The organism is Agromyces humatus, from assembly GCF_021228295.1.
GTDB classification, from domain to species: Bacteria; Actinomycetota; Actinomycetes; order Actinomycetales; family Microbacteriaceae; genus Agromyces; species Agromyces humatus.
Genome location: NZ_JAJQPD010000007.1, coordinates 244,833 through 263,646, shown reverse-complemented (window position 1 = coordinate 263,646; position 18,814 = coordinate 244,833). Strand labels below are relative to the sequence as shown.

General features: G+C 68.8%; 18 protein-coding genes and 1 pseudogene. 13 read left to right on the top strand and 6 right to left on the bottom strand.

Features of this window, described 5'->3' with window-relative positions; translation table 11 throughout:
- The first annotated feature begins 307 nt into the window (after window positions 1-307).
- The 3 genes from LSF15_RS13755 to LSF15_RS13745 all read left to right on the top strand — a co-directional run bounded on the left by LSF15_RS13755 (window position 308) and on the right by LSF15_RS13745 (window position 3,176).
- The gene (locus tag LSF15_RS13755) at window positions 308-2,434 is read left to right on the top strand and encodes an elongation factor G (protein ID WP_232499109.1); all 2,127 of its coding nucleotides are present in this window, start codon (window positions 308-310) and stop codon (window positions 2,432-2,434) included.
- A gap of 233 nt (window positions 2,435-2,667) precedes the next feature.
- A complete protein-coding gene (locus LSF15_RS13750) occupies window positions 2,668-2,919 on the top strand; it encodes a type II toxin-antitoxin system Phd/YefM family antitoxin (RefSeq protein ID WP_232499108.1) in 252 nt (83 codons plus the stop codon).
- On the top strand, window positions 2,916-3,176 hold the full coding sequence (locus tag LSF15_RS13745; protein WP_232499107.1) for a Txe/YoeB family addiction module toxin: 261 nt from the start codon (window positions 2,916-2,918) through the stop codon (window positions 3,174-3,176). The genes LSF15_RS13750 and LSF15_RS13745 overlap by 4 nt, the downstream gene beginning before the upstream one ends.
- A 158-nt stretch (window positions 3,177-3,334) precedes the next feature.
- Here the strand turns inward: LSF15_RS13745 and LSF15_RS13740 are convergent, their stop codons facing one another.
- The 4 genes from LSF15_RS13740 to LSF15_RS13725 all read right to left on the bottom strand — a co-directional run bounded on the left by LSF15_RS13740 (window position 3,335) and on the right by LSF15_RS13725 (window position 5,989).
- Window positions 3,335-3,568 carry a hypothetical protein gene (locus tag LSF15_RS13740; protein ID WP_232499106.1) on the bottom strand — a complete coding sequence of 78 codons (234 nt, stop codon included), beginning with the start codon at window positions 3,566-3,568 and terminating at the stop codon, window positions 3,335-3,337.
- A gap of 106 nt (window positions 3,569-3,674) precedes the next feature.
- Entirely contained in the window at window positions 3,675-4,151 is a 477-nt protein-coding gene (locus LSF15_RS13735; protein ID WP_232499105.1) for a DUF1990 family protein, read from the bottom strand.
- Window positions 4,148-4,609 carry an SRPBCC family protein gene (locus LSF15_RS13730; protein ID WP_232499104.1) on the bottom strand — a complete coding sequence of 154 codons (462 nt, stop codon included), beginning with the start codon at window positions 4,607-4,609 and terminating at the stop codon, window positions 4,148-4,150. Before LSF15_RS13730 ends, LSF15_RS13735 begins: the two co-directional genes overlap by 4 nt.
- Window positions 4,610-4,699: 90 nt before the next feature.
- Window positions 4,700-5,989: a DUF1214 domain-containing protein gene (locus LSF15_RS13725; RefSeq protein WP_232499103.1), complete on the bottom strand. Its 1,290-nt coding sequence runs from the start codon at window positions 5,987-5,989 to the stop codon at window positions 4,700-4,702.
- Window positions 5,990-6,461: 472 nt separating this feature from the next.
- Between LSF15_RS13725 and LSF15_RS13720 the strand changes: the two genes are divergently transcribed.
- Both LSF15_RS13720 and LSF15_RS13715 read left to right on the top strand, forming a co-directional pair.
- Entirely contained in the window at window positions 6,462-6,650 is a 189-nt protein-coding gene (locus tag LSF15_RS13720; RefSeq protein ID WP_232499102.1) for a hypothetical protein, read from the top strand.
- A 30-nt stretch (window positions 6,651-6,680) separates the two neighbouring features.
- Window positions 6,681-6,929 (top strand): annotated as a pseudogene (locus LSF15_RS13715) (recombinase family protein); the annotation flags it as partial.
- Between the two features lie 17 nt (window positions 6,930-6,946).
- Here LSF15_RS13715 and LSF15_RS13710 read toward each other — a convergent pair.
- Window positions 6,947-8,032, bottom strand: coding sequence for a DNA polymerase IV (locus LSF15_RS13710; RefSeq protein ID WP_443592076.1), 1,086 nt, complete (start codon window positions 8,030-8,032; stop codon window positions 6,947-6,949).
- 157 nt (window positions 8,033-8,189) lie between these two features.
- On the bottom strand, window positions 8,190-9,581 hold the full coding sequence (locus LSF15_RS13705) for an aminotransferase-like domain-containing protein (protein WP_232499101.1): 1,392 nt from the start codon (window positions 9,579-9,581) through the stop codon (window positions 8,190-8,192).
- A 236-nt stretch (window positions 9,582-9,817) separates the two neighbouring features.
- On the opposite strand from LSF15_RS13705, the gene LSF15_RS13700 reads away from it, so the two are divergent.
- The 8 genes from LSF15_RS13700 (at window position 9,818) to LSF15_RS13665 (ending at window position 18,814) form a co-directional block, all read left to right on the top strand.
- Window positions 9,818-10,666 carry a nitrilase-related carbon-nitrogen hydrolase gene (locus LSF15_RS13700; protein ID WP_232499100.1) on the top strand — a complete coding sequence of 283 codons (849 nt, stop codon included), beginning with the start codon at window positions 9,818-9,820 and terminating at the stop codon, window positions 10,664-10,666.
- A 40-nt stretch (window positions 10,667-10,706) separates the two neighbouring features.
- On the top strand, window positions 10,707-12,143 hold the full coding sequence (hydA, locus tag LSF15_RS13695) for a dihydropyrimidinase (protein WP_232499099.1): 1,437 nt from the start codon (window positions 10,707-10,709) through the stop codon (window positions 12,141-12,143).
- 118 nt (window positions 12,144-12,261) lie between these two features.
- On the top strand, window positions 12,262-13,293 hold the full coding sequence (locus tag LSF15_RS13690) for a TIGR03842 family LLM class F420-dependent oxidoreductase (protein WP_232499098.1): 1,032 nt from the start codon (window positions 12,262-12,264) through the stop codon (window positions 13,291-13,293).
- Window positions 13,294-13,412: 119 nt separating this feature from the next.
- A complete protein-coding gene (locus LSF15_RS13685; protein ID WP_232499097.1) occupies window positions 13,413-14,264 on the top strand; it encodes an ABC transporter permease in 852 nt (283 codons plus the stop codon).
- On the top strand, window positions 14,261-15,202 hold the full coding sequence (locus LSF15_RS13680; protein WP_232499096.1) for an ABC transporter ATP-binding protein: 942 nt from the start codon (window positions 14,261-14,263) through the stop codon (window positions 15,200-15,202). Before LSF15_RS13685 ends, LSF15_RS13680 begins: the two co-directional genes overlap by 4 nt.
- A gap of 32 nt (window positions 15,203-15,234) precedes the next feature.
- Window positions 15,235-16,014 carry an ABC transporter permease gene (locus LSF15_RS13675; RefSeq protein ID WP_232499095.1) on the top strand — a complete coding sequence of 260 codons (780 nt, stop codon included), beginning with the start codon at window positions 15,235-15,237 and terminating at the stop codon, window positions 16,012-16,014.
- A gap of 183 nt (window positions 16,015-16,197) precedes the next feature.
- Complete coding sequence (locus LSF15_RS13670; protein WP_232499094.1) at window positions 16,198-17,355, top strand: ABC transporter substrate-binding protein; 1,158 nt, start codon at window positions 16,198-16,200, stop codon at window positions 17,353-17,355.
- A gap of 130 nt (window positions 17,356-17,485) precedes the next feature.
- Window positions 17,486-18,814, top strand: coding sequence for an aspartate aminotransferase family protein (locus tag LSF15_RS13665; protein ID WP_232499093.1), 1,329 nt, complete (start codon window positions 17,486-17,488; stop codon window positions 18,812-18,814).

The following is an 18,814-nucleotide window of genomic DNA, read 5'->3' as shown; positions in this document are numbered from 1 at the left end:
ACCCCTCCGACAGTGCCGCCCAACGCGGGCTGGCTGCCGGCCCACGCCGCGCGCAGCGCGTCGAGGTCGCGCCCGAGCACGGCGAGCGGGTGCGGCGGGTGTTCCATGCTTCGATTCTGCACCCACCCACCGACATTCGAATCGACATCGATTTACCCTCCGATCAGGGATAAACCCTGTGGATAGTGTCCCGAACGCCATCCTTGTGGAGGACAAGTCGCCACCGCGCGACATCCGATCGCTCTGGCATTCGCGCGCCGACAGGTACACGATGGATGAACGGATCCGCACCGGCGCGGGAGGCCCCATGAACTCGTCATCCACTCCGACCCACCGCACCGTCGCCCTCGTGGGCGGCGCGGGGGCGGGCAAGACCACGCTCGCCGAGGCGCTGCTGCATCGCGCCGGCGCCATCCCCCGGGCGGGCAGCATCGAGCAGGGCACGACGGTCTGCGACCACGAGCCCGAAGAGATCGCCCGGGGAACGACCCTCGGGCTTTCACTTGCCCATCTCGCATGGTCGCCCCCGGGCGACGCCGGCGAGTGCACGATCACGCTCGCCGATACGCCGGGTCGGTCGGATTTCGTCGGCTCGGTCGACGTCGCGCTGTCGGTTGCGGATGTCGCGGTGGTGGTCGTGAGCGCGGTCGACGGCGTCACCGCGGGCACGCGGTTCGTGTGGTCGGCGGCAGAGGCGGCGGGCCTGCCGCGCATCGTCGTGATCACGCAGGAGGACAAGACCCGGGCCGACTTCCACCGCGTGATGGGCGAGCTGAGGGCGGCGTTCGGCGAACACCTGTGGCCGATCGAACTGCCGCTCGGCGAGGAACAGGCGTTCCACGGCGTCGCCGACGTGCTGAGCGAGCAGGCGCTCGAATACGACGCCGACGGAGGCCACCACGAGGCGCCGATGCCCGCTGACGCTGAGGCGGAAGAGCACCAGATGCACCTCGACGTGACCGAAGAGATCGTCTCGCACGACGACGAGCAGCTCGAGGCCTACCTCGAGGGCAACGAGCCGTCGCCGGCCGAGCTCGAGCGAACCCTGGCCAGAGAGGTCGCGTCGGGCGGCGCCGTGCCCGTCGTCGTCTGCTCGGGCCTGACCGGCACCGGCGTCGACCGCGTCGCCGACCTGATCTGCGAACTGTCACCGTCGTCACTCGAGCGCGACGCGCGGATCGTCGTCGGCGGGTCGGCGAAGAGCACGGGCGGCACGGATGCCGCGACCGGGGGTGGCGGCGGCGGTGGGGCCGCGACCGTCACGGGGGCCGAGGTTCGCGTCGCCCCCAACCCCGACGGCGAACCGCTGGTGTACGTCTTCCGCACGGTCGCCGACCCGTTCGTCGGGCAGATCTCGATGCTCAAGGTGCTCTCGGGCGTGCTGCACCCGAGCGACCGGTTGCACAACGCCACGACCGGGGCCGACGAGCGCATCCACGGTCTCTTCCAGTTGCGCGGCGCCGAGCACCTGCAGGTCGGGGCGCTGCGCGCCGGTGAGGTCGGCGCCGTCGCCAAGCTGACCGGGTCGCCGTCGGGCACGCTGCTCTGGTCGCGCACGGGTGGCACCGCCCGCCCGGCCCCGCTGCCGACGCGCCCGGCGGTGTTCGCGATGAGCCTCACCCCGGCGACCCAGTCCGATGACGAGAAGATGTCGACGGCGCTCACCCGGCTCGTCGCCGAGGATCCGACCCTCGTCATCGACCGCGCCGCCGACCAGACCATCCTGCGCGGCCTCGGCGACATGCATGTCGAGGTCGCCGTCGAGCGGCTCGCCCGCGTCTTCGGTGTGCACGTCGACACCGGGCCGGCCCCGGTGGCGTACCGCGAGACGATCGCCGGCAGTGCCGACGTCGAGGGCAAGCTCAAGAAGCAGTCCGGCGGGCATGGGCAGTTCGCCGTGGTGCAGCTGCGCGTCTCGCCGCTGAAGCCCGGCGAGGGATTCGAGTTCGTCGACTCGGTGGTCGGCGGCTCGGTTCCGCGCACCTACATCCCGGCCGTCGAGAAGGGCGCACGCGATGCGCTCGCGGGCGGCGGACCGCAGGGGCATCCCGTCGTCGACGTTCGCGTCGAACTGTACGACGGCAAGTCGCACTCGGTGGACTCGTCGGAGATGGCGTTCCGCACCGCCGCGTCGATCGGGGTGAAGGCGGCGCTCGCCGAGGCCGGAACCGTGATGCTCGAGCCCGTGTCGGTCGTCACCGTCACCGTGCCCGCCGACCTGCAGGGCACCGTGCTGACCGACCTGTCGGGTCGTCGCGGCCGGGTGAGCGCGACCGAGACGGCCGACGACGGCCGCGCCCGCGTCGTGGCGAGCGTGCCCGAGGCCGAGCTGGCACGCTACGTGCTCGACCTGCGCTCGATGACCGGCGGTCAGGCCGAGCTCACGATCACCCCCGACCGCTATATGAAGGTGCCCAACGGCGCGCGCGCCTGAGTGCGCGTGGGCACGGGTCACCGCCCCCGTGGAGTCTGGCGGCAATTGGCGGCGTTCTATGACCGTTCGATGTCGCACTCCCGGGCTTCGCGTCGCTTACGTCCCATGCGTATGGAGACACCGAGGTTGTGAGACACCGAGTCGGATGAGAGCCGCCCGCTGGCGGATCCCCATGCGCATCCGCGGCCACTCGAGTGGTACAGTATCAAGTACTACTCGCTACGGAGGGGATCATGTCGGCCATCACCGCGACCGAAGCGCGCAAGACGCTGTTCGGACTGATTCAACAGGTCAACGAGGATCACACCGCGGTCGAGGTCGTGTCCCGGCACGGCAACGCGGTCATCATGTCCAAGGACGACTACGATGCGATCACCGAGACCGCCCACCTCCTGCGCAATCCGGCGAATGCCGAGCGGTTGCTCGAGGCAATCGAGCGCGCACGACGCGGTGAGTTCGAGCGCCACGATCTCATCGAACCGTGAAGCGAGCGCTCGCCTTCGACCCGAGAGGGTGGGAGGACTACGTCTATTGGCAGACTCAAGACCGCAAGACGCTCAAGCGAATCAACCTGCTCATCACCGACGCGCTCCGCGACCCGTTCGCCGGCATCGGCAAGCCCGAACCGCTCAAACATGTGCTCACTGGAGCGTGGTCGCGTCGAATCGATGAGGTCAACCGACTCGTCTACTACGTCACCGACGACCACATCGTCGTCCTCCAAGCCCGCGAACACTACTGACACCACAATTCGCGGCGTAGAGGTACCGGCATTCGGGCCGAACGCGGACACGCAGCGCGCCGATCTCTACCGAACACTCGATCGGCTTTAGGCGCGGGCGTCGGGCCCGGGTACGCGAAAGCCCTGCGAAGAACGCGGGGCATTTCGCGACGCTCGGGTCACAGGGAGGCCGCGACCGACCAGCCGATGATGAAGAGACCCATCGCGATGAAGAGCAGGCCGATGACTACGAAGAGGGTTCGACTCGGGGCGCGCGCCGCCGCGCGACCCGGTCGCGACCGCCGCTCCGCCGCGATCGTCTCGGCGAGCCACGTCCGCCGGATGACGAGCGCGACGCCCGCGACGAGCGCGAGCACCGCCCATACGAGGGCGAAGACCAGGCCGAGTTGCACCAAGATAGCCTAACCGTGAGCGACGACCTGTCGACGAGCGCGCCGGGCGGGGATCGGCTTGCGGACGTCCGGTGAGGACCCGCTTGTCGGACAGCAGAGGCTGACGTCAGCGGAGGGCGCGGAGGTACCGGCGTCGGGCGACCCGTTGCGCGAGGCGAAGCAGGAGGTAGAGCGCCCGCCACGGTTGCTGTGGCGCCGGGCTCGTGAGCGATCGGATGGTGAGGAACACGTCCTCTCCTTCGCGGTGGACGATGAATGCTTCCTCGCCGACAACGGGGTGTCCTGGAAGGGTCCGGTACGAGAACCCGACGCGGGATCCGGTCGCGACGACGGACACCACTTGGACGGGTTCGTGCACGGGGATGCCGACCACCCGGGCGGTGATCGTGAGCTCCGTGCCCGGCGAGACCGGTCGCGCGACGGGGACGGTGAACCCGCTTCGGGTCTTCACCTTCCAACGAAGGACATCGCGTGCGGCGCGTTCAAAGACCTCATCGCCGCGGCCGATCCGGGTCGATACTTCGGAGCGACGAAACGGGCTCGACTCATCGGCGGGCCATGCCGGCAGTTCAGGGTTGGTCACGGGGTGCTGGCCGTTGGGTCGAGCGCCGCGAGGAGATGGCCGTTGCGTCGCCGGATCAGCCGGCGGAGGTAGGGGACGAGCACGGTGCGCTCGGCGAGGCGTCCGAAGATCGGCGAGCCGATCGTCAGCGTGTCGACCATGACGGTGATCTCGCCGTCCCTGGTGAAGGTGTGCTCATGGCGGAACGACCGGAACGGGCCGTGGGTTTGCTCGTCGACGAACCGATCGGGTCGCTCAAGGCTGGTGATCTGCGAGGTCATCGTGAACCAGATCCCGAAATGCCGCGCACGCCAGGTCACGGTCTCGCCGAGTCCGATCGACCCGCCGGTGACACCGCCGATCGCGCGCTCACCCGACTCTTCCATCGACGCCACGTGCTCGTCGATGCTCAGAGACACATCGAACAGCTGCTCCACCGGCACTGCCGTACGGGTGACGAGAGCAAAGGAACTGACCACGCATCGATCCTCTCAGGGCGCGCCGCTTCCAGCCCGACGAGGGATCCGCCTGCGGGCGGGTGCGTGCGCTGCTCGGTGGGTGTTGATGGCTTATCCCGTGGTGATGTCGTCCAGTCTCCAGGTGCCGTCGAAGGCCGCAGCGGTCGGGCCGTAGATCCGGAAGTATGCGAACCACCCTCGACCGGGAAGGGTCTGTACCCACGCTTGGTGGTCGTCAGCGACGTTGTCCGGACCGAAAAAGATGGTGGCGTTGTCGCCGTCGAGGCGCCCGGCCAGTTCGAAGAGCGAGCGGACGGCTGCCGCTCCTTGGGCGGTGTCGATCTGTGATCGGGTCTCGGCGTCGTAGACGGTGAGCGACCAGAACAGGCCCGCGGGCACTGGGAGGCGCACGTCGAGTCGATAGGAGTGGCCGCCGTCCAGATACGCCCCGGTGGAGTCGCGCGCGGCGAACCAGTAGAGCGAGCCACTGCCGGCTTGCCTGCGGAACATGACGGGGGACGTGGCGATGGCTTGGTAGAACCAAGTTTCCCGCGCGTCGACGTCGGTCCTCGAGTCGATCTCGAAGTTCGCGTTCTCCGGGCGGAGCGTTACCCATTCCCAGTGCCGTTCGGGCCAGACGACCCGGTCAGGGCGGCGATCGGCGAGCGATTGCACCCGCAGTTGCGCGTCAGCCGCGACGGCGGCGGTCGTGAGGATCCGCGAGATTCGATCGTCGGGCTCGAAGGGTGCATTTGCGCGGATGCCGAGCACGGCGAGCTCTCCGAGGTAGGCGCGGTCATCGGGGTGGGTGGGTTCTGTAGTGATGTACTCGTGCAGGAGTCGCCAATACTCCAGCGTGCCCTGCACGGCGAGTGGAGTGGTGTCTTGCGGTCGTCCGGTCAGATCGATCCAGACGGGCTGCTTCCAGTCGGATCGATCGGTGAGGGGCACGACCTGCACCGACCGCAGCAGCTCGAGTGCGGATTCGACGTCACCGTGCTGCGGGATCGCGCGGAGGCCGACGACCACTCGGTTGCCCAGTGCGTGGTGCACGTACCCGTCTTGCGGTACCTCGCCGTCGTATCCGACCGCGACGAAGATATGCCGGGCGCCGCGGCCTTCTTCCGGCCCCGGGATGCCGAGGTCGCTGATCCAGCTCTGGTCCACGTTCAATGCGGCGCCGACGATCGGGCCGGGAGGGATGATCACCACGAGAGGGCCAGTGGTCAGGTCGAGGAGCACCGGCGCGTACGGAGTGTCGGAGTTAAGGGTAAAACCCACCTGCCCGGGACGAGTGTCCATCGTGCCGAACACCCGATTCGGTTCGATGCCCACCGCAGTCGTGCCGGCGAAGATCGCCATGCCCGACACCGCGGGGAAGAAGTGTTTGTAGCAAATCACCGCACGTGCAGAGTCGGCGTCGTCGTATGCCGCCGCAATGGTCGCATCACTCGGAAATCCGCCAACGAACTCGTACCCGCCGACCGATGTCATCAAGCCCCCTCAACGAATCAGAGCGACAGCCCCCGCTCGCAATAACCCTCTCACGCGCGTGAACAGCCCTCCAGCGACCGCTCGCGACGCGACCCGGTCCGTCCGTAGACCGATCCGCATGAGGGCGGCGGCCGCAGCTTGATTTCATCCGCCTCGGTATGGTTCCTAGATGAGGCAGCGGTCATTCTCTCGATCGGGCTGTGGGTGAGCTTGGCCAGCGGAGCTTGGATCGCTCTCCCTGCGCGAGCGGCTTGGTCGCCTTCCCCGTTGGCGGCGTCGCAATCCGTTCACGCAGATCGTCGCGGTAGCGGCGCCCGTACGGAGTCACGGTGGAGCGTCGGGCATGGGCCCAGAAATCGCCCCGGCGTACTCTTGGGCCATGAAGACTGTGCGCACGTGGCTCGGCATTGTGACGGGACTGTTCTTCGTGGGCGCGGGCGTTTGGTTCCTCATCGGCGATATGGGCGACTATCGAGGATGGGCGCTTCTCGGATTTGCGCTCCTGTTCGGCATCGTCCTCTGGGGCTTCCGCAAAGACAAAGACATCGACCAGTCGACGCGGCTTTGATCTTCGCCGTCGGTGCCCTCGCCTGAGTGCGGTGCCGGCCTTCGCGTCTTGAACCTTGGCGACGGTGACGTCGACACATCAACTCCGACGGGATCGATGCTGTTCACGATCATGGCAGCGCTGGCGCAGTTGGAACGCGACATCAAGCGCGAGCGAACCGTTGACTCGATCAGCAAACGTCGCGACGCCGGGAAGGATCGTGGAGGGCGCCCCCGCCGAGTCACCGACAGTCAGATTCGCAGCGCTGGGCGCCTGATTGGAGGTGGGGAGCACCGCGCCGCTCACCGCCGCCCCGCTCACCACCCGCTGCGCGTCGGCGTGTGGCCCTCACGGGAATCGTCGGGCATCGACATCTCGGCTCGCAGCCCGAGCAGTCGCACCGGCCGATCGGGCTCGATGCGACCGGCGAGCTCCATCACGCGCGAGATCACGAGTTCGCGGTCGAACGTCTCGGGCACCTTCTTCGTGAACGTCTTGGTGATGAACGGCGCGTACCGCACCTTGAGCGCAAGGCCGACGACCGGGCGACCTTCGGCTGCGACATCCGAGAGCACCTGGGCGGCCAGTTCGCGGATCGCCTCATCGATCTGCGAGGCCTCGGTCAGGTCGTGCTGATAGGTCGTCTCACGGCTGTGGCCGCGTGCCACCCACGGGGTGTCGTCGACGACACGCTCGCCGTCGCCGCGGCCGAGCTGGGCGTACCAGGGGCCCATCCGCGGGCCGAACTCGGCGACGAGGCCATCGGCGTCGGGGTCTGCGGCGGCGAGCTCGGCGACCGTCGAGATGCCGATCGCGGCCAGTCGCCGCGAGATCTTGGTGCCGACGCCCCACAGGTCGATGGTCGGCCGGTCGCCCATGACGACGAGCCAGTTCTCGGCCGTGAGCCGGAACACGCCGCGCGGCTTGCCGAACCCCGTGGCGATCTTGGCACGCACGAGGGTGTCGCCGATGCCCACGCTGCAGTGCAGCCGCGTGCGTTCGAGCACGGCGCGTTGCAGCGCCCGGGCGTACTCCTCGGGCGCGTCGGTCGCGACGCCGACGAACGCCTCGTCCCAGCCGAGCACCTGCACGACGGCGCCCGGCTGCGTGCGAAGGGTCGCCATGACGTCGTCGGATGCCGCGAGGTAGGCCTCGTGGTCGACCGGCAGGATCACCGCCTCGGGTGCCTTGCGGGCCGCGATGCGCAACGGCATGCCCGAGCCGACGCCGAACTCACGAGCCTCATAGGAGGCCGTCGAGACCACGGCGCGCTCGGTCGGATCGCCCCGGCCGCCGACGATCACCGGCTTGCCCGCGAGCTCGGGACGCCGCAGGACCTCGACCGCCGCGATGAACTGGTCGAGGTCGACGTGCAGCACCCATGCGCGACTGCCCTGGCTCACACGACCAGTCTGCACCGCGCGAGCTCCGGCTCAGTAGTCCCCGCCGACGCGAGGAGATCGGCGATTCCGAGGGCGTGTCGGGGGTGGATGGTCCTCGAAACTGCAGTTCTCCTCGGGATCGCCCGAGCCCGAGCTCGAAACCCGAGCCCGCCCCTCCTCAGTAGCCCCCCGCCACCACGTGCTGCGCCGCCGTCGCGAGCGCATCGGCGACGTCGTCGACCCCGTCGCGCACCATGCCGACGGTCACCCGAGCGAACTCCCGCCGCGACCGCGCGCCGCCCCCCGGCGCATCCGCGCCGTTCGCCGCCGCGAGGAACGGCGACCCCGCCGCGACCCGGATACCCGCCGCCGCCAACTGCACGAGCGCCGACCGTTCGCTCACGACCGGCATCCACAGATTGACCCCGTCTGCGCTCGCAACCGCCACCCCGCGAGCACGCAGCGCATCGCCGAGCGCGCGCTGCCGCGAGAAGTACTGCCGGCGCGCCTCGGCCACCGCGTCGAGCGACGATCCGTCGGTGAGCAGGTCGAGCAGGATCGTCTGCAGCATGCGCGACGTCCACCCCGGTCCCAGCATGCGGCGTGCGGTGATGCGGTCGACGAGGTCGCGCGGGCCGCCGAGCGCGGCGATCCTGAGGTCGGGGCCGTGCGACTTCGAGAAGCTGCGCACGTGCACGACGCGGTCGGGCAGCCAGGTGCCGAGGGTGACGTCGCGATCGACCGAGATGAGGCCCGAGTGGTCGTCCTCGATGACGACGAGGTCGCCGATGCCGACGGCGACCTCGATCGTGCGTGCGAGCGCCTCCGCCCGAGCGGGTGTCAGCGATGCGCCCGTCGGGTTCTGCGCGCGCGGCTGCAGGAGCACCGCGACCGGTCGTTGGCGTAGCGCGACGGCCAGTGCCTCGGGGCGCATGCCGTGCTCGTCGAGGCGCACCGGCACGGGGATCGCGCCGAGCACCTCGAGCAGGTCGAGGAACGGCGGAAAGCCGGGGCTCTCGACGACGACACGATCGCCGAAGCGCACGACCTGCTCGAGCGTGCGCGAGATCGCGTCGAGCGCACCGTCGACGACCATGATCGCGTCGGCCTCGTTCGGCCAGGAGTCGCGCAGCACGCGCCCGAGCGCGGGAATGACGGGTTCGGCCTGATAGCTGCCGGTCTCGGCCTTCGCCGAGACGCGCGACAGGGCCGGGCCGAGGGCGGGCAGCAGCAGCGGGTCGGGCGTGCCGCGCGACAGGTCGAGGCGCACCGGGTCGTCGGGTGCCGCCATGCCCCGCATTCGCAGCGCGAGACGGCCGGCGGATGCCTCGCGCACGAAGCTGCCGGCCCGCCCGCGCGATTCGATCAGGCCGGCACGGGCGAGCGCCTGCCAGGCCTGGCTCACGGTTGCCGGGCTCACGCCCAGCTCGACCGCGAGCTCGCGCACCGTGGGCAATCGTGCGCCCGCCTCGAGCTCGCCGCTCGTCACCAGCCGGGCGAGATCGCCCGCGATGCCCTTCGGCGTCGTATCGCTGAAGGGCGCGAGCGAAGTCAGGTGCGAGACATCCATGCGAATACTCGATCGCACCATTGCCTCCTCACGCTGCACGCGACAGGATGATTAACCACCACGTCACAAGGTGAAACATAAAGGAAATGTTCACGCCGAACAATCACAGAACGGGTCGCGAGGCCCGTAGGGCAACCGATCGGCACCAACACTCGGCGTAGTACCACCGCCCGGTAGGCACGAACCTCGCACCTACCGAACGGACGGCAACGGCGCCGACCGACTCAGGAGGCAACATGACGATCGTCAGAGCGGCCATCACGCAGACGACCTGGACCGGCGACAAGCAGTCGATGCTCGACAAGCACGAGCAGTTCGCCCGCGATGCGAAGGCGCAGGGCGCCGAGGTCATCAGCTTCCAAGAGCTGTTCTACGGCCCGTACTTCGGCATCACGCAAGACCAGAAGTACTATCGCTTCGCCGAGTCCGCCGACGGGCCGATCGTGCAGCGCTTCGCGGCCCTCGCGAAAGAGCTCGGCATGGTCATGATCCTGCCGATCTACGAAGAGGCGCAGACCGGGGTCTACTACAACACCTCGGTGATCGTCGACGCCGACGGCACGATCCTCGGCAAGTACCGCAAGCACCACCTGCCGCACCTCGACCGGTTCTGGGAGAAGTTCTACTTCCGGCCCGGCAACCTCGGGTACCCGGTCTTCGACACCGCCGTCGGCCGGGTCGGCATGTACATCTGCTACGACCGGCACTTCCCCGAGGGCTGGCGCGAACTCGGCCTGAACGACGCGCACATGGTGTTCAACCCGAACGCTACGAAGCCCGGACTCTCGAACCGCCTGTGGGAGGTCGAGGGGCCGGCCGCGGCCGTCGCGAACGGCTACTTCGTGCTGCAGCCGAACCGCGTCGGGCGCGAAGACAACGAGTACGGCGAGCTCGCGGTCGACTTCTACGGCACGAGCCAGGTGATCGACCCGCGCGGCAACTTCGTCGGCGAGCGCGGGTCGAGCGAGCACGAAGAGCTGCTCGTGCGCGACCTCGACCTCGACATGGTGCAGCAGATGCGCGACGACTGGCAGTTCTACCGCGACCGTCGTCCCGACTCGTACACCGAGATCGCGAAGCCGTAACCCCTGCCGATCGAGTAGCGACGAAGGAGCGATCGAGATCATGACCACGACCCTCATCACCGGCGGCACCGTCGTCAGCGCCACCGGCCGCGCCCCCGCCGACGTGCTCATCGACGGTGAGACCATCCGTGCCGTGCTCGAACCGGGCAGCAACCTGCTCGGAACCGATGTCGCGGCATCCGTCGACCGCGTCATCGACGCGAGCGGCAGGTACGTCATCCCCGGTGGCATCGACGCGCACACCCACATGGAACTGCCGTTCGGCGGCACCGCCGCCAGCGACACGTTCGAGACCGGCACCCGAGCCGCCGCGCACGGCGGCACCACGTCGATCATCGACTTCGCCGTGCAGACGTACGGCCAGCGCGTGCAAGACGGCCTGGCCGCCTGGCACCAGAAGGCGGCGGGCAACTGCGCGATCGACTACGGGTTCCACCAGATCGTGGGCGGCGTCGACGACGACTCGTTGGCCGCGATGCGCGCGCTGCCCGACGAGGGCGTGTCGAGCTTCAAGCTGTTCATGGCCTACCCGGGCGTCTTCTACTCCGACGACGCGCAGATCCTGAAGGCGATGCAGGTCGCGCGCGACACGGGCATGCTCACGATGATGCACGCCGAGAACGGCCCGGCGATCGACGTGCTCGCCCAGCAGCTCGTCGACCAGGGCAAGACCGACCCGTACTACCACGGCATCGCCCGCGCCTGGGAGATGGAGGAGGAGGCCACGCACCGCGCGATCATGCTCGCGAAGGTGACGGATGCCCCGTTGTACGTCGTGCACGTGAGCGCGAAGCAGGCCGTCGAACAGCTCGCGACCGCGCGCGACAAGGGCTGGAACGTGTTCGGCGAGACCTGTCCGCAGTACCTCTACCTGTCGCTCGAAGACCAGCTCGGCGCGAAGAGCGACGAGTGGGGCGCGTTCGAGGGCGCCAAGTGGGTGTGCTCGACGCCGTTGCGGGCCAGGGCCGACGGCCACCAGCACGCGATGTGGCAGGCGCTGCGCACGAACGACCTGCAGATGGTCTCGACCGACCACTGCCCGTTCTGCATGAAAGACCAGAAGGAGCTCGGCCTCGCCGACTTCCGCAAGATCCCGAACGGCATCGGCTCGATCGAGCACCGCATGGACCTCATGTACCAGGGCGTCGTCACCGGCGAGATCACCCTCGAACGCTGGGTCGAGCTCACGTCGACCACGCCGGCGCGCATGTTCGGGCTCTACGGCCGCAAGGGCGTCATCCAACCGGGTGCCGACGCCGACATCGTCGTCTACGACCCGAACGGGCACACCTCGATCGGCGTCGACAAGGCGCACCACATGAACATGGACTACTCGGCCTGGGAGGGGTACGAGATCGACGGCCACGTCGACACCGTGCTCTCGCGGGGCAAGGTCATCGTCGACGGCGACGAGTACCTCGGCGCGAAGGGTGACGGCCGGTTCCTCAAGCGAGGCCTCAGCCAGTACCTGCTCTGACCACGACTGCGGGTTGAGGAGACGCGCCAGCGCCGTCTCGAAACCCGACGCCTCAGCAACCGGGTCTCGAGACGGCCGCGAGCGGCCTCCTCGACCCACTGAAACGAAAGGAGCGGAGATGGACTTCGGAGTCGTCCTCCAGACCAACCCGCCCGCGTCACGCACGGTGCACCTCGCCAAGCTCGCCGAGCAGTACGGCTTCAGCACCGCGTGGACGTTCGACTCGCACCTGCTGTGGGAGGAGCCGTACGTCATCTACAGCAAGATCCTCGCCGAGACGCATCGCATCAAGGTCGGGCCGTTCGTCACCAACCCGGCCACGCGCGACTGGACGGTCACGGCGTCGATCTTCGCGACGCTCAACGAGATGTACGGCAACCGCACGATCTGCGGCATCGGCCGCGGCGACTCGGCGGTGCGGGTCACGAACGGCAAACCGGTCACGCTGAAGGAGCTGCGCGAATCGATCCACGTCATCCGCGAGCTCGCGAACTCCCGGCCGGTGGAGTACAAGGGGTCGCAACTGCAGTTCCCCTGGTCGCGCGGCTCGCAGCTCGACGTCTGGGTCGCCGCCTACGGACCGATGGCGCTGACGCTTGCGGGCGAAGTGGGTGACGGCTTCATCCTGCAGCTCGCCGACCTCGACATCGCCGCGTGGATGATCCAGCACGTGCGCGACGCCGCCGAGGCCGTCGGCCGCGACCCGATGTCGATCAAGTTCTGCGTGGCCGCCCCCATGTACATCGGCGACGACTGGCAGCACATGCGCGACCAGTGCCGCTGGTTCGGCGGCATGGTCGGAAACCACGTCGCCGACATCGTCGCGAAGTACGGCACGGGGGCGGATGGCTCGGGCGGGGCGGTGCCGAAGGCCCTGACCGACTACATCACGGGCCGCGAGGGGTACGACTACAACGAGCACGGGCGGGCGGGCAACGTGCACACGCAGTTCGTGCCCGATGAGATCGTCGACCGCTTCTGCGTGCTCGGCACGGCCGACGAGCACATCGCGAAGCTCAAGCAGCTGGCCGATCTGGGCGTCGACCAGTTCGCCGGCTACCTGCAGCACGACAACAAGGAGGAGACGCTGCGCGTGTACGGCGAGACCGTCATCCCAGCGCTCTCCGAGCACATCACGGCGAAGGCATGACGGGTACCGCCGATCGAGTAGCGCCCGCCGAAGGCGGACGCGTATCGAGATCCGCCCCGGGTGGTCTCGATACCCGCCGCGCCACGCGTACGACGAAGCAGTCGAGTCAGATCGCGGCGATGGTGTGGGGTGCCGTCGGCATCGTCGTGATCGCGTTGATCTGGGAGGCGTACAAGCTGCTCGGCCCGTCCGACGGTGTCGTGATCGCCGGTGCCCGGGTGCTACCGCGAACCACCGACCTCGCGATGCCGCACGTGTGGGACATGGTCGGCAGGCTCGCTGAGCCGGTCACGCGGTCACCGTCGGCACTTCCGCTCTGGGCGGTCGTCGGTCTCGCCGCGCTCACGACGCTCGGCATCGCCGCGGCCGGCTGGCTCGTGGGGGTCATCGTCGGCATCGGGCTCGCGCTCGTCATGCAGCGATGGCGCATCGCCGAGTGGGGCCTGCTGCCGTGGATCGTCATCAGCCAGACCGTGCCGCTCATCGCCTTCGCACCGGTGGTGAAGAGCTGGGGGTCGCGCGTCGAGATCGGCGCGTTCGAGTGGCAGGACTGGATGTCGGTCGCGCTCATCGCGAGCTACCTCGCCTTCTTCCCCATCGCCATCGGCGCCCTCAAGGGACTGCAGTCGCCCGACCGCATCCACGAGGAGCTCATGCAGACGTACGCCGCTGGGTACTGGCCGACGCTCGTGAAACTGCGCTTCCCCGCGGCTGTGCCCTACCTGCTGCCCGCATTGCGGTTGGGAGCGGCCAACGCGGTCGTCGGTGCCGTCGTCGCCGAGGTGTCGACCGGCCTGCAGGGCGGCATCGGGCGCATCCTCATCCAATTCGCCGGGCAGGCGTCGGGCGACCCCGCGAAGGCCTGGGGCCCGATCTTCGGCGCGATCGTGCTGGGCCTCGTCGCGGCGGGCTCCGTCGCGCTGCTCGGCGTGATCCTCAAGAACTACCGACGAACGGAGGAGGCCGCATGACGGATGGCGACGGTGGGTTGAGGAGCGACGCAGGCGGTGGGTCGAGACCAGCGTCTCGAAACCCGGATGCTGCGGCGGCAGGGATTCGAGACGGCGCTGGCGCGCCTCCTCAACCCGCGGGGACGACCGCGGTCGAGGTGCGCGGCGTCGACAAGATCTTCGAGACGACGTCGGGGCACGTGCAGGCGCTCGACGCCATCGACCTCACGGTGGCGGCGGGGGAGTTCGTGTCGCTCATCGGCCCGAGCGGGTGCGGCAAGTCGACGCTCATGCGCCTCATCGCCGACCTCGACGCGCCGAGCGCGGGCACGGTCTCGGTGTTCGGCAAGACGGCGAAGCAGGCCCGGCTCGACCAGGAGTACGGCATCGCGTTCCAGTCCGCCGGCCTGCTGCCGTGGCGAACCGTGGCCGCGAACGTCGCACTGCCGCTCGAACTCCACGGAGTGGCATCCGCCGCTCGCAGCGGTCGTGTCGCCGAGCTGCTCGACATGGTCGGACTCTCGGACTTCGCCGACCGCTACCCCGACCAGCTCTCGGGCGGCATGCAGCAACGCGTCGCCATCGCCCGATCGCTCGCCGAGCAGCCGCGGCTGCTGCTCATGGACGAGCCGTTCGGCGCCCTCGACGAGATGACCCGCGAGAAGATGCAGGCCGAGCTCGTGCGAATCGCCGCTGAGACGGGCGCCGCGGTCGTGTTCGTGACCCACTCGATCCCCGAGGCGGTGTTCCTCTCCGATCGTGTCGTCGTCATGTCGCCGCGGCCGGGGCGCATCCGCGAGATCGTGCCGATGCGGCTGGGCGTCGACACGCGCCGTGCCGCCCGCACCGAGGAGCTCCGCGAGGAGCGCGGCTTCTTCGAGATGGTGACCGCCGTGCGCGAGGCGCTGCACGGCGAGACGCCGGTCACGGCCGGCCCGCGCGGAGTGGAGACCCGCTGATGTCGACCGTCGCCGCGACCGGGCGAGGACGCATGAGTCTTCGCACGGAGTCCACGCTGCGCGTCGTCGCGCCGATCACGGTCGGGCTCATCGTGCTCGGCATCTGGCAGTTCCTGGTGAGCGTCGTCGGGGTGTCCGACTACCTGCTGCCGAGCCCGGCCTCGATCGTCGAGGAATTCATCGCCTACTGGCCGTCGATCGTGCAGGCGACCCTCATCACCGGCACCAACGCGCTCGTCGGACTCGTGTTCGGCTCGATCCTCGGCATCGCGCTCGCGGCGCTCGCCGCACGATGGAAGGTCATCGACCGCATGAGCGCGCCCGTCGTCGCGGCCCTCGCCGTCGTGCCGATCGTCGCGCTGGCGCCCGTGCTCAACTCGATGTTCGGCGCCGACAGCCAGTTCGGCCGCCAGGCGATCGCCGGCATCGCCTCGTTCGTTCCGGTGTTCCTCAACACGCTGCGCGGATTCCGGCAGACGACGCCCGTGCATCGCGATCTGATGAAGGCGTACGCGGCGAACTCGAGTCAGGTGCTGCGCACGCTCACGCTGCCCACGGCCCGGCCGTTCATCCTCACCGGCATCCGCATCGCCTCGTCGCTCGCGGTGATCTCCGCGCTGGTCGCCGAGTACTTCGGCGGTCCGCGCGGCGGGCTCGGCGCACTCATCTCGACCTCGGCCGCCTCGAGCGCGTACGCCCGCGCCTGGGCCTACGTGGTGGCATCCATCGTGCTCGGCCTCATCTTCTATCTCGCGACGCTCGGCCTCGAACGGCTCGTGCAGCGCGGCCGGCCGGCAGGAGTCGCGCGATGACGCCCTCGACCCGCCGCTCGCACCCGCATTTCCCTTCCGGGGGTGCTTTCGCGCCATCTCGAGGTGCTCAGAGGCGTGATTCTGGCGCGAAAGCACCCCCGGAACGAGAAAGCGTCCCCGCCAGGCGCGGGAACGGCACCAGGCACCACGAACGCACACGAAAGCACAGAGAAGGGGACTGACATGAACCACAGCAGACGTCGCTTCGCGACGATCGGGGGCATCGCCCTCGCGGCAGCGCTCGCCCTCACCGCGTGTACGGCATCCGGCGACGGAACCGGCGCGACCGACGGCGGCACCGACGGCGGCGAGCTCACGCCGGTGAAGCTCCAGCTCCAGTGGCTGCCGCAGGGGCAGTTCGCGGGCTACTTCGCGGCGGTCGACCAGGGCTACTTCGAGGAGGAGGGGCTGGAGGTCGAGATCATCCCCTCGGGCGGCGACATCGTCCCCCAAGACGCGCTCGCCAACGGCGACGTCGACTACGCGATCGCATGGGTGCCGAAGGTGCTCGGATCGATCGAAGCCGGCGCGAACCTCACGAACATCGCCCAGATCTTCCAGCGCTCGGGCACCCTGCAGGTGTCGTGGGCCGACTCGGGCATCGACTCGGTCGCCGACTTCGAGGGCAAGAAGATCGGTTCGTGGGGCTTCGGCAACGAGTGGGAGATCTTCGCGGCGATGGCCGCCGAGGGCCTCGACTCGTCGACCGTGCAGATCATCACGCAGGACTTCAACATGAACGCCTTCCTGCAGGGCGACATCGATGCGGCGCAGGCGATGACCTACAACGAGTACGCGCAGCTGCTGGAGTCGGTGAACCCCGACACGGGCGAGCTCTACCAGCCCGACGACTTCAACGTCATCAGCTATCAGGACACGGTCGGCGCCATGCTGCAGGACGCGATCTGGGCCGACACCGAACGGCTCGAGAGCGACGAGGCCTATCAAGAGACGACGGTCGCCTTCCTCAAGGCTGTCATCAAGGGCTGGGTGTACGCCGCCGACAACCCGCAGGAGGCTTCTGACATCACGATCGCCGAGGGTTCCGGCTGGGGCCCGAGCCACGAGCTCTGGATGGTCAACGAGACCAACAAGCTCATCTGGCCCGCTCCCGATGGCGTCGGCATGATCGACGAGGCCGCCTGGAACGCCACCGTCGAGGGCGCCCTCAGCGCCGTCAACGAGGCCGGCGCGAGCCCGATCACCGAGGAGCCGCCGGCGACGGCGTGGTCGAACGACTACATCTCACAGGCGCTCGAGGCGCTCGAGGCCGACGGCGTCGACGTCACCGGCGAGGGCTTCGAACCGATCGACGTCGAACTCGCCGAGGGCGGCAACTGACAATGCTCGTGGGTTGAGGAGGCGCGCCGCGCCGTCTCGAGACCGGATGCCGCACTGATGGCTTCGAGACGCGTCGCGCTTCGCGTGGCGCTCCTCAACCCACGACGACACACAGAAAGGCAGCGAAGCCATGACCGACAGCCTCACCGAGGGCCTCGACGAACTCGCGCGCGAGCTCGACAACGAGCACGTCTTCCACTCCTGGTCGGCGCAGTCGCAGCACTCGACGCTGACCGTCGCGAGCGGCCGGGGTTCCCGGGTCTGGGACCACTCCGGGCGCGAGTACCTCGACTTCTCGAGCCAGCTCGTGAACGTCAACATCGGGCACCAGCATCCGGCGGTCGTGCAGGCGATCCGCGAACAGGCCGAGCTGCTGACGACCATCGCGCCGTCGACGGTGAACCTCGCGCGCGGCGAAGCCGCGAAGCGAATCGTGGCGCGCGCGCCATCCGGATTCCACAAGGTGTTCTTCACGAACGGCGGCGCCGACGCCAACGAGAACGCGATCCGCATGGCGCGGCTGCACACGGGACGAGACAAGATCCTGTCGACCTACCGCTCGTACCACGGCAACACGGGCGCCGCGGTCGTCGCGACCGGTGACTGGCGTCGCGTGCCCAATGAGTTCGCCCGCGCGCACGTGCACTTCTTCGGGCCCTACCTCTACCGCTCGGAGTTCTGGGCATCGACCCCAGAAGAGGAGTCCGAGCGCGCCCTGCGCCACCTGCGCCGGGTCATCGAGTCCGAGGGGCCGTCATCGATCGCGGCCGTGCTGCTCGAGACCATCCCGGGCACGGCCGGCATCATGCTGCCGCCTCCCGGCTATCTCGCCGGGGTTCGCGAGCTGTGCGACCGCCACGGCATCATGCTGATCCTCGACGAGGTGATGTGCGGCTTCGGTCGCAGCGGCCGCTGGTTCGCGTTCGACGGCTACGACGTGCGCCCCGACCTGATCACCTTCGCGAAGGGCGTGAACTCGGGGTACGTGCCCGCGGGCGGCGTGGTCATCTCCGACCCGATCGCCGCCACGTTCGACGACCGCGTGTTCCCCGGCGGGCTGACCTACTCCGGCCATCCGCTCGCGATGGCGTCGATCGTCGCGACCCTCGACGCGATGGAGTCCGAGAGCATCGTCGAGCATGCCCGTGAGATCGGCGCCGAGTCGATCGGGCCCGCGCTCGAAGACCTCACCGAGCGGCATGAGGCCATCGGCGAGGTGCGTGGCGAGGGCGTGTTCTGGGCGATGGAGCTCGTCACGGACCGCAAGACCCGCGAACCGCTGCCCGCCGCGGCGATGGGGCGGCTCAAGTCCGCGCTCGTCGGGCGCGGCCTGCTGCCGTTCGTGATGGAGAACCGAATCCACGTGGTGCCGCCGTGCGTGGTCACGGCAGAAGAGGTCGCCGACGCCATGGCGATCTACGATGAAGTATTGAGCACCGCACTCGAAGGAGAGGGCTGA